12 protein-coding genes are annotated in these 9,542 nt (G+C 72.7%); 10 read left to right on the forward strand and 2 right to left on the reverse strand.

Annotation, left to right across the window (positions count from 1 at the left end; genetic code table 11):
• The first annotated feature begins 5 nt into the window (after window positions 1-5).
• Both OXM58_18635 and OXM58_18640 read left to right on the forward strand, forming a co-directional pair.
• Window positions 6-1,163 carry a tyrosine-type recombinase/integrase gene (locus OXM58_18635; protein ID MDE0150379.1) on the forward strand — a complete coding sequence of 386 codons (1,158 nt, stop codon included), beginning with the start codon at window positions 6-8 and terminating at the stop codon, window positions 1,161-1,163.
• Window positions 1,160-2,332 carry a tyrosine-type recombinase/integrase gene (locus OXM58_18640; GenBank protein MDE0150380.1) on the forward strand — a complete coding sequence of 391 codons (1,173 nt, stop codon included), beginning with the start codon at window positions 1,160-1,162 and terminating at the stop codon, window positions 2,330-2,332. The genes OXM58_18635 and OXM58_18640 overlap by 4 nt, the downstream gene beginning before the upstream one ends.
• Before the next feature lie 45 nt (window positions 2,333-2,377).
• On the opposite strand, the gene OXM58_18645 is transcribed toward OXM58_18640, so the two are convergent.
• Complete coding sequence (locus OXM58_18645; GenBank protein MDE0150381.1) at window positions 2,378-2,977, reverse strand: S24 family peptidase; 600 nt, start codon at window positions 2,975-2,977, stop codon at window positions 2,378-2,380.
• Window positions 2,971-3,657 (reverse strand): LexA family transcriptional regulator, encoded by a 687-nt coding sequence (locus OXM58_18650; GenBank protein ID MDE0150382.1) that lies wholly within the window; start codon window positions 3,655-3,657, stop codon window positions 2,971-2,973. The genes OXM58_18645 and OXM58_18650 overlap by 7 nt, the downstream gene beginning before the upstream one ends.
• A 91-nt stretch (window positions 3,658-3,748) precedes the next feature.
• Here OXM58_18650 and OXM58_18655 point away from each other — a divergent pair, with 91 nt between their 5' ends.
• From OXM58_18655 to OXM58_18690, 8 genes are all read left to right on the forward strand, one after another.
• Window positions 3,749-4,492: a helix-turn-helix domain-containing protein gene (locus OXM58_18655; GenBank protein ID MDE0150383.1), complete on the forward strand. Its 744-nt coding sequence runs from the start codon at window positions 3,749-3,751 to the stop codon at window positions 4,490-4,492.
• A complete protein-coding gene (locus tag OXM58_18660; protein MDE0150384.1) occupies window positions 4,492-4,845 on the forward strand; it encodes a hypothetical protein in 354 nt (117 codons plus the stop codon). Before OXM58_18655 ends, OXM58_18660 begins: the two co-directional genes overlap by 1 nt.
• A 9-nt stretch (window positions 4,846-4,854) precedes the next feature.
• Window positions 4,855-5,148, forward strand: coding sequence for a type IV conjugative transfer system protein TraL (gene traL, locus OXM58_18665; protein ID MDE0150385.1), 294 nt, complete (start codon window positions 4,855-4,857; stop codon window positions 5,146-5,148).
• 11 nt (window positions 5,149-5,159) lie between these two features.
• A complete protein-coding gene (locus tag OXM58_18670; GenBank protein MDE0150386.1) occupies window positions 5,160-5,696 on the forward strand; it encodes a TraE/TraK family type IV conjugative transfer system protein in 537 nt (178 codons plus the stop codon).
• A gap of 2 nt (window positions 5,697-5,698) precedes the next feature.
• On the forward strand, window positions 5,699-6,748 hold the full coding sequence (locus tag OXM58_18675; GenBank protein MDE0150387.1) for a type-F conjugative transfer system secretin TraK: 1,050 nt from the start codon (window positions 5,699-5,701) through the stop codon (window positions 6,746-6,748).
• Window positions 6,745-8,016, forward strand: coding sequence for a TraB/VirB10 family protein (locus OXM58_18680; protein MDE0150388.1), 1,272 nt, complete (start codon window positions 6,745-6,747; stop codon window positions 8,014-8,016). The genes OXM58_18675 and OXM58_18680 overlap by 4 nt, the downstream gene beginning before the upstream one ends.
• The gene (locus OXM58_18685; protein MDE0150389.1) at window positions 8,009-8,734 is read left to right on the forward strand and encodes a TraV family lipoprotein; all 726 of its coding nucleotides are present in this window, start codon (window positions 8,009-8,011) and stop codon (window positions 8,732-8,734) included. Before OXM58_18680 ends, OXM58_18685 begins: the two co-directional genes overlap by 8 nt.
• The coding region (locus tag OXM58_18690) for a TraC family protein (GenBank protein MDE0150390.1) at window positions 8,731-9,542 on the forward strand (812 nt) is incomplete at its 3' end. The genes OXM58_18685 and OXM58_18690, both read left to right, overlap by 4 nt.

Below are 9,542 nucleotides of genomic sequence, written 5' to 3' on the forward strand. Positions count from 1 at the left end.
TCAAGATCGCCAAGCGCACCGTCGATGCGCTCCGCGTCGATCACGGCGACGCCACCTTCTGGGACCGCGACCTGGCCGGCTTCGGCGTCCGCGTCCACGCCACCGGGCGCAAGGTCTACGTGGTCCAGTCCAGGGGGCCGGGCGGGCTGAAGCGCGCCAGGATCGGCCGGCACGGCGACATCACCGTCGGCGAGGCGAGAGAGAAGGCGGCGGCGGCGATCGACCGGATCAAGCGGGGCGAGGACCCCTTCCCGGTACCTCCGACGCCGGCGCTCACCGTGGCCGGGCTGGCGGAGCGCTACCTGGAGAAGCACGTGGCGATGCACTGCAAGCCGAAGACTGCGGCGCTCTACCGGACGGTCCTGGACCTGCACATCCTTCCGGCGCTGGGCGGCAAGGCGTTGGATGAGGTCAGCCGAGAGGACGCGGCGGATCTCCACCACCGGCTGCGCGAGACGCCCTACATGGCGAACACCGCCGCGGCGGTGCTCTCGAAGATGTATCGTCTGGCGGAGAGCTGGGAGCTGGTGCCGCGGGGGTCCAACCCGTGCCGTTTGCTGCGCTACTACCGGGAGCACACGCGCGAGCGGTTCCTGACGCCGGAGGAATACCGGCGGCTGGGCGCTGCGCTGCGCGCGGCGGGATTGAAGGCGCCGCCGTGGCCGCAGGCGGTGGCGGCGATCAGGCTGCTGATCCTGAGCGGCTGCCGGAAGAGCGAGATCCTGACGCTGAAGTGGGACGATGTGGACCGGGTGGCGAACGAGCTGCGGTTGAGGGACGCGAAGTCGGGGCCGCGCATGGTGCCGCTGACCCCGGCGTTGGTGAAGGTGCTCGACGGCATCGACCGGCCGGACGGTAATGCGTGGGTCATTCCGGGCCGCAAGCCGGACACCCACCTGGTCAATCTCGACTACTACTGGAAGCGTGTCACGGCGGAGGCCGGTCTCAAGGACGTGCGCCTTCACGATGCCCGCCACTCCTACGCCAGCCGGGCGCTGGCGCTTGGGGAGAGCCTCAGCTTGATCGGGCGGCTGCTGGGCCATTCGCGGGTGGCGACGACGGCGCGCTACGCGCATCTGGTGCGCGATGCGGAGAAGGCGGCGGCGGGCCGGGTGGGCGACAGCATTGCCGTTCACGTGACGCCGGAGCGGAGCGCGGCATGAGGGGGGAGCGGCGGCGGACGATCTCCAACCGCATGGTGGCGGCGCTGGAGGTCGAGCGGGACACGGTGTTCTGGGACCGGGAGCTGAGGGGCTTCGGGGTGAGGGCCTATCCCGGCGGCGGCAAGGTCTACGTGGCGCAGGCGCGGGGGCCGAAGGGACCGAGGCGGGTCACGGTGGGGCGCCACGGGGTGGTGAACGCCGAGGAGGCGAAGCGGCGGGCGGCGCTGATCATCGCGCGGGTGAAGGCCGGCGAGGACCCGGTGCCCGAGCCGCTGGCGGCGAAGCGGGTGCAGGGGCCGACGGTGGTCGATCTTGCGGCGCGCTATCTGGAGAAGCACGTCGCGGTGCGCTGCAAGCCGAAGACCGCGAGGACGACGCGCAGCGTGGTGGAACGGCATATCGTGCCGGGGCTCGGCGGCCTGGCGCTGGCGGCGGTCGAGCCCCGCCACGTGCTCGATCTGCATCACGGTCTCAGCGACCGGCCCGCGATGGCGAACATGACGGTGGCGGTGCTGTCGCACATGTACAAACTCGCCGAGGGCTGGGGCATGGTGGCGGACGGGGTCAACCCGTGCGGGTCGGTGGCGCGGTATCCGGCCAAGCGCCGCGAGCGCTTCCTGACCGACGCGGAGTTCGAGAAGCTGGGCCGGGTGCTGGACGAGGCGGCGGTCGAGGGCGGGGCGTCGGCGGGCGCGGTGGCGGCGATCCGTCTGCTGATGCTGACGGGGTGCCGCAAGAACGAGATCCTGACGCTGCAATGGAAGGACGTTGACCTCGACGCGGGCGAGCTGGCGCTTGCCGACGCGAAGACCGGTCCGCGCGCGGTGCCGCTGCCGCCGTCGGCGGCGCGGCTGCTGGCGGCGCTGCCCCGCAAGCCCGGCAATCCCTGGGTCATACCGGGGCACAAGCCGGGCACGCACATGACCGACATCGACGGCGCCTGGCAGACGCTCCGGGAGCGCGCCGGGCTGAAAGGCGTGAGAATCCATGACCTCAGGCACAGCTACGCCTCGCGGGCTCTGGCGCTGGGGGAGAGCCTGCCGATGATCGGCAAGCTGCTGGGCCACCGCCAGGTCGAGACCACGGCGCGCTATGCGCACCTCGCGCGCGAGTCGGTGCACGAGGCGGCGGCCAGGATCGCCGACAGCATCGCCGCCGACGTACTATAGGCCCGGCCCGTGGCGGGGCCTCTCTTCGCGCCCTGCCGGAAGCGCTCATTCCCTGGTCATCTTCCAGATCGCCCTGCCGAGGATGTCGAGCTTCCCGGCGAGGCAGGCATGGGCCTGGTAGCGCGGGTTGGCGCAGCTCAGACGGAGCCTCGGGGGATCAGTCCCGGCGAGCGGCTCGACGCGCCAGACCTCGAAGCCGCCGGGCCCGCGGAGCACGAAGAGCCCGCCGGCAGCGGTATCCCGCTTCGCGGTGTCGACGAGGAGTCGGTCGCCGGCGCGGAGCACGGGCTCCATCGCCTCACCGCGCACTCTGACGATGCGCAGGTTCCCGGTCTCGGCGCGCAACTCGTCGCGGATCATGGCCTCGGGCATCTGCCAGCGCACCGTCTCGCGCACCTCCGGCTTCCCGCCGCGCGCGATCATGCGGGCGGAGGGATCGGTCTCGATCTCGAACTCGATCTCGGGCACGGCGACCAGGCGGGAGGCGGCGTCTCGTGAAACGCCGCGCTCCGGGAGCGGCCGCCGGAGATCCTGCGGCGCGGGGTCGGGTTCCGTAGCGGGGTTCTCCGGCCCCGCCGCGGGCGCGGCCGCCGGGGGGTCGCCGCCGGTGCCATCGTCGGCGCCGTACGCCGGGGACGTCAGCATTTTCTCAGGGTCCAGACGACCTTGCCGACGATGTGGGCTTCCTCGGCGAGGCAGGTATAGGGCTCGTATTCCGGGTTGGCGGAGTGGAGGCGGAGCCTGGGCGGCTCTTCATGGGGCATCACCTCGACGCGCTTGACCACCAGCCCCGAGCCGTCCCACAGCACCGCCATCTCGCCGGTGCCGGGAGTGCGCCGGGCGAGGTCGACCAGCAGCCGGTCGCCGTCCGAGATCAGCGGCTCCATCGAATCGCCACGCGCGCGGAGCACGCGCAGGCTGCCGGGATCGGCGTCGCCCTCGTGGCGGATCATGCCCTCGGGTAGGTACCAGCGCGCCTTCTCGCCGGCGAACTCCTCGTTGAGCGCGCCCGCGCCGGCGGCGGCTTCGACCGCCATCTCGGGGATGGCGACGAGCGGCGCGCCGGGAGGCGGCGCGGAGCGCCGGCGGCGCTTCTGCGGCCTGCGCTTCGGCGGTTGCGCGTGGCGCAGTTCGGAGGCCTTGCAGCCGAGCAGCTTCGCGAGGCTTTCGGCGTCGGCATAGCCGAGCACCCTGGGGACGCCGCGTTCGAGGTACTGGTGGAGGTAGCTCGGGCTGCGGCCGATGGCGGCGGAGGCCTCCTTCATGGTGAGGCCCTTCTGCCATAGCAGATCCTTGATTTTTTGTCGTAGCGGGTCGCGTTGCATGGCGGGTTCTCGCATGTGCTGCGTTCAACAGTAGTGTATTCAAGACCAAAATATATTGTCAAGCCGGAATGTTCCACATACGTTCCAGCCCATGACGCACTACCGCACTCTCTTCCTCGACGCCATCGACGCCCACATGGAGCGCCACGGTATGAGCCGTACCCGCTTCGGCCGGAAGATGCTGAAGGACCCGACCTTCGTCTTCCGGATGGAGAAAGGGCGCAACCCCCGCGTGGTCACCGTGGACAAGCTGCTGGTGAAGATGGGCCATGAGCCCGTCGGCCAGCGCTTCCGGGACGAGGTCGAGGCGTTCCTGGCCGTCACCGGGGCGAAGCGCTCGGAGTTCGGTCGGGAGGTGAACGGCAACCGGTCGTTTGCGACCTGGCTGCTCAATGGCGGCCTGCCCCGGCTCGACACCATGGACAAGGCGCACGCCGTGATGGCCGGGCAGACGACCCCGGCCGAGCGCGAGGCGATCCGGGCGGCCGTCGAAGACGGCGTGCCGGCGGCACCGGTCGAGGAAGCCGACGACGAGGAGATCGAGATGACCGAGGACGGCTACATGAGCACCGAGGAGGCGGCGGCGTATCTGAAGCTGTCGGAGCGCACGCTCCAGAGTTACCGGGGCAGCGGCAAGGGGCCACCGTTCAGCCGGTTCGGCAACCGGGCGCGCTATCTGCGCTCGAAGGTGGTGGCCTGGGGCAAGGAGCGCGAAGCGCGCTCGACCTCGGAGGCCGACGAGAAAAAACGCGAGGACACTCGTAACGGAGACACGCGTGCCGGGGAGAGTTCGGCCCCGCCGGCGGACAAGGACACCGACAAGGAGGACAGGTGATGGCCGGAACCATGGACGAGCGCAGGAGGCGCGCGCTGCGCGTTGTCGTGGGCGCGATCGCCGGCACGAGTGTCTTCGGCACGAGTGTCCTTGCGCTCGCGCTGGCGCTGCTCGGGATCGACGCGGCGCTGGCGACGACGGACACCACGTTCACGGGCCCGCTGGACACGGTGACGGGCATGGTGTCGGGCACCGGCGGCCAGCTCGCAGCGGCATTGGCCGTGGGCGCGGCCCTGGTCGGTTCGGTGCTGCGCTTCAACGCGATGCAGCTTATCGGCGCGGTCGGCGTCGGGGTGGCGGCGGGTGCCGGCACGGGCATCGTCACCGGTCTCGTCGGCACGGCGATCGTCTGAGCCGGTCTGGTGAACGACACCGCGCGCCATGCGATCCCGCGCCGCCTCGACGATCCGGAGCGCTGGCTGTTCTGGACCTTCGACGAGGCGGCGGCGCTGCTGGGCCCGGCCGTGCTCGGGCTTGCCGCGAACCAGTTCGTCATGGGGCTGGTCGCCGGTATCGCCGGCTGGATGCTGCTGCGCCGCGTCAAGCGCGGCGGCGGGGCCAACATCGCGCTCTATGCGCTCTACTGGTTCCTGCCCGAGTTCGTGCTCAGGCTCCGGGGCACGCCGCCCAGCCATGTCAGGCGGTACCTCGGATGAGGCGCGAGGCGATGGACGCCGAGCGCCGCCGGGCGCGGGACGTGCGGGTGGTGCTGGCGGGCCTGCTGGCGCTCTCGGTGCTCTCCAACCTGGTGCTGGCGCACGGGCTTTCGAGCCGCGAGCGGGTGACGGTGCTGCTTCCCGCCGTCTCGGGTCCCGCCTGGGAGGTTGGCGAGAGCTGGGCGGGGCGGCGCTATCTCGAGGACGCGGCGCGCACGGCGGCGGTGACGCTGCTGACGCTGACGCCGGAGAACGCCGCCCATGTGCGCGAGGCGGCCGCCCGTCTCTCCCATGCCGAGGCGCGGGGCGCGATCGGCGCCTGGGTGGCGGCGGAAGCGGAACGGATGCGGCGGCGCGACCTCTCGACCGCGTTCTACCCGCGGAGCATCGAGAGCGACGGGCAGGCGCTCAGCGTCGAGATCGGGGGCGAGCTGGTGACCTGGATCGGGCGCGAGGAGGCGTTCCGGGAGAAGCGGCGCTACCGCCTCGCCTTCCGCATCGACGCGGGCCGGCTCGCGCTGCTGCGCTTCGAGCAGATGGAGGACTGAGAATGACACTGCCCACGAGCGGACGTGCGGCGGCGGCGCTGCTGTCGGCACTCCTTATATATACGGCGTTGCCCGCGCCCGCATTCGGGATGCAGGGCGCCGATACGGGTGTTGCGAATACGCGTGTCCCCGGCGCGAGCGTCTCCGACACGAGTGTCTCCGGCACGAGTGTCCTTGAGGCGGCGGACCATGCCGAGCTCCGGGCCGAGATCGCAGCGACCGGGGTGGTCCGCATCGCGCTCGTGGGCGACCGCATCGCGCGGGCGGTCCGCAGCGCCGGCCGCTTCGAGATCGAGCACGAGCCCGCGAACGGCGATCTCTATCTCCGCCCCCTGGGCGCTGCCGGTGGCGGGGCGGATCGGGGCGTGGAAGCGTGGACGGCGTCCGTGGCGGCACCTGCGGCGGGACCTGTTGTCCCTGCACTTGCGGTGTGGCCTGCGGTGCTGTTTGTGGGCACCGAGAGGGGCTTTACCTACCGGCTGACGCTGGTGCCCGTCGCGGGCGGCCCGGCTCAGGTGCTGATCCGCAATCCGGCGACGGGGACGCCGGCCGCTCCCTTGACGAGCTCGGCAGATGATCGCATCGGCGCGCTGGTGCGCCTGGTCCGCGCGGTGGCGCGGCGCGAGCCTCTTGCCGGCTACGCGATCCATGCCGGCCTGGCCCGGACCCCGATCCGGGCGGGCGCGGTCTCCGGCACGAGTGTCTCCGGCACGAGTGTCTCCGGACTTACGGTCATCGAGACCTGGCGGGGGCCGCGCTTTGCGGCGCTCGTGTTCGAGGCCGGCCCTTCGGCGTCCGAAGGCGCGGAGGGCGCCGCGGCCCTCGCCAGGACCATGGGCGGGCTGCCGGGCGTCGGTGGCGCCGGAGACAGCGCCCGTCTCGCCGCGTTCTGGCTGGCGGCGCCCGGCACCGGTCCCTCGGGCAGGCTCGCGGTGGCCGTGTTCGAGGACACGCGTGCCGGCGACACGCGTGCCGGAGACGCCCCGGCTGCCCATCCGGGCCACGCTGGAGACACTCGTGCCGGGGACACTCGTGCCGGGGACATCCCATGAGCGCGCGCGGCTCCACCGCACGGGACGGCGAGTCACGCCGCGCCAGGCGCAACCAGCTGGTGCTGTTCTCCGTCATCGCGGCGGCGGTGCTGATGGTGTTCGCGTTCTGGCTCGCGGCGGGCGGGAGCAATGCGCCCCGACAGGAGACCAGGATCGACGCCGAGCTCGCGACCCCGGGAACGGCCGAGGAGAGCTGGACGCGTCGCTCGGAAGCCCGGCTCGGCGCCATGGACGCGCGGCTGCGCGACATGGAGGCCGAGGCGAAGAGGGTGAAGCGGGAGAACGAGAGCTTGCGCCAGCAGCTCGCCGCCAACGTCGAGAATGCGAAGAGCACGATCGACAGCCTGGCGGCGAAGATCGGCGAGATGGAGCGCGCGCGGGCGGGCGAAGCGGTCGCCGCGGCCGACGGCACGGCTTCCGGCGAGCTGTTCCGGCGGGGAGCAGGACAGCGGCGCGATGCGCAATCCGGTCATGCCGCATCCGGGGCTGCGCCCGAGACTGAGTCCCTGATCGAGACGTTCCGGCTCGACGGTGCGGGGGAGCTGTTCGAGGCGCCCGCCGCGAGGGACATCGGCGCCTGGCTTCCGGCCGGGAGCCACGCGGAGGCGATCGTGCTCGCCGGCGTCGACGCTTCCGCCGGGGTTTCTTCCCAGGGCGATCCGCGCCCGGTGCTGCTGAGGATCGTCGGTCCCGCCTGGACCGCGGCCAGCGATGGCACCGCGCTCGCCGTCGATATCGACGGCTGCACCGTGACCGGCGCCGCCCATGGCGATCTCTCGTCGGAGAAGGTCTACGCGAGGCTGAGGACGCTCACCTGCACCGGAGACGACCCCGGCACGGTTGTCGAAACGACGGTCGCGGGGTTCGTCGCGGGCGCCGGCAAGACCGGGGTGCGCGGTCCGGTGGTGAGCCGGGAGGGGGCGCTGGTCGAGAAGGCCTTCCTCGCCGGCCTGGTCTCCGGGATCGGCGAGGGCGCGGCGAGCGCATTCGCGCCGCAGGCGGTCGCCACGGGCACGGGTGCGGCGGTCTCCGGCACGAGTGTCGCCAACACCGGTCTCGGCGAGATCGGGCGGGCCGGCCTCGGCTCCGGGGCCTCCTCGGCGGGCCGCAAGGTGGCCGACTACCTGATCCGCCGCGCCGAACAGTACCAGCCGGTGATCCAGCTCCAGGCCGGAACCCGGGTGACGGTGGTGTTCATCGAGGGCGCCTGGCTCGACGGCAGGACCGAGAAGACACGCGTGCCGGCGAAGGGGAAGAGAAATGGCTGAACGGAGATCGCGCCGGGCCGCCGGGCCGCTCGTGTCGGCCGCGGCCGTGCTGGCGCTGACAGGCTGCGCGGCGGATTACGTGGGCGACGACTGGCAGTGCCCGCCGGCGCAGGGGAAGGTGTGCGCGTCCGTCGCCGCCGCCGACCCGGCGGTGCCGGAGGCACTTGTGCCCGAGACGCTCGCGCCGGAGACACGGGGCACGGCAAACCCGGTCCACGATGCCCCGTTCTACCGGCGGATCGACGGCCGGATCGCGGCGGGCGCGCCGGCCGGGAGAGTCGACGAGCCGGCCTGCCGATCGGACTGCGATCCGTTCGCGTGGCTGGCCGGGCTGTTCGCCGGGCCGTCCGATTCCGAATCCGGCGAGGCCGGACGCACCGATGCCGCGCGGGACGCCGATATCGAGAATACGGGAGCGGCCGTCTCGCGGCGAAAGGGCGAGCCCGGCACCGCCGGTGGCGGCCAGACCGCGAGCGACGCTCACGCGGCCGGGTCCGCGGCGATCGCGTCGGACATGCCGCAGGATGCGCCGCCTCCAACGGCGGGCGAAGCGGAGACCGACGAGTCATCCGACCCGTCCGTCGCCGCCGACGCGCACCGCATCGGCGAGGTTGTGGCGCGCATCTGGATCGCGCCGTTCGTGGATGCGGACGGCATCTACCGCGAGGGTTCCTGGGTGCGCGCGGTGATCGCCCCGGCCGCCTGGAGGCTGCCGTGACGTCGATCGGCTCCGGCCTCGCGCGCCGGCTGCTGGACCTGTTCGAGGGCCCGGCCGGGCTGGAGCCCTGGTCGCCGCCCGAGACCGCGGCGGCGCTGGCGGAGCTGCTGCCCTGGCGCGCCTTCGACGAGCGCGGCGAGCTCTATGTCAACGCGGGCTCGGTCGGGTTCGCGATCGAGATCCCGCCCTTTGCCGGCATCGACGCCGAGACGCTCGGCGCGCTGGCGGGCACGCTCGCCGATGCCGCGCCCGAGCGCTGCACGGTGCAGGTGATCCACTGGGCGAGCCCCCGCTTCGGCGCCGCGCTCGACGCCTGGGCCGGGCCGCGCGGGCACGCGGGCGGGGTCCAGGCCGGCATGGCGCGCCGGAGGCTTCGCCTTCTCGAAGGCGCGGGCTGGCGGGCGCTGCATCCGGGCGGGCCGCCGTTCACGCTCTCGGACTACCGCGCGTTCGTCTGCGCCTCGCTGGCTGGCCCGTCCGGCCCGGCGCCTGAGACCGCGCTCTCGGCCTTCCGCCGGGCGCTCGAAGGGACCCTTGCCTCGGCGGGCGCCACGACGCGCCGGCTCGCGCCGGACGCGCTGCTGTCGCTCGCCGCCGAGCTCGTCGCGCCCGATGCCGCGCCCCTTCCGGAGGCCGGGACGGCGACGCCGCTGCACCGCCCGCGGCGGCGCTGGTCGCCCCGCGATCCGCTGCATCTCCAGTGCGCCGCCCCCGGCCGCGCGCTCACCGTCGCACCCACGGGACTGGTGTTCCACCGGCCCGGCGGCGAGGACGTGGCCGTGAGGGTGCTGACGGCCGCGACCTTCCC

It is taken from the genome of Rhodospirillaceae bacterium (genome assembly GCA_028819475.1).
GTDB lineage: Bacteria > Pseudomonadota > Alphaproteobacteria > Bin65 > Bin65 > Bin65.

What these genes read in the sequence shown, in the direction of transcription:
- OXM58_18640 (MDE0150380.1), top strand. Translation starts at nt 1,160, where the DNA reads ATGAGGGGGGAGCGGCGGCGGACGATCTCCAACCGCATGGTGGCGGCG.
- OXM58_18645 (MDE0150381.1), bottom strand. Translation starts at nt 2,977, where the DNA reads ATGCTGACGTCCCCGGCGTACGGCGCCGACGATGGCACCGGCGGCGAC.
- OXM58_18650 (MDE0150382.1), bottom strand. Translation starts at nt 3,657, where the DNA reads ATGCAACGCGACCCGCTACGACAAAAAATCAAGGATCTGCTATGGCAG.
- OXM58_18655 (MDE0150383.1), top strand. Translation starts at nt 3,749, where the DNA reads ATGACGCACTACCGCACTCTCTTCCTCGACGCCATCGACGCCCACATG.
- OXM58_18660 (MDE0150384.1), top strand. Translation starts at nt 4,492, where the DNA reads ATGGCCGGAACCATGGACGAGCGCAGGAGGCGCGCGCTGCGCGTTGTC.
- OXM58_18670 (MDE0150386.1), top strand. Translation starts at nt 5,160, where the DNA reads ATGGACGCCGAGCGCCGCCGGGCGCGGGACGTGCGGGTGGTGCTGGCG.
- OXM58_18675 (MDE0150387.1), top strand. Translation starts at nt 5,699, where the DNA reads ATGACACTGCCCACGAGCGGACGTGCGGCGGCGGCGCTGCTGTCGGCA.
- OXM58_18680 (MDE0150388.1), top strand. Translation starts at nt 6,745, where the DNA reads ATGAGCGCGCGCGGCTCCACCGCACGGGACGGCGAGTCACGCCGCGCC.
- OXM58_18685 (MDE0150389.1), top strand. Translation starts at nt 8,009, where the DNA reads ATGGCTGAACGGAGATCGCGCCGGGCCGCCGGGCCGCTCGTGTCGGCC.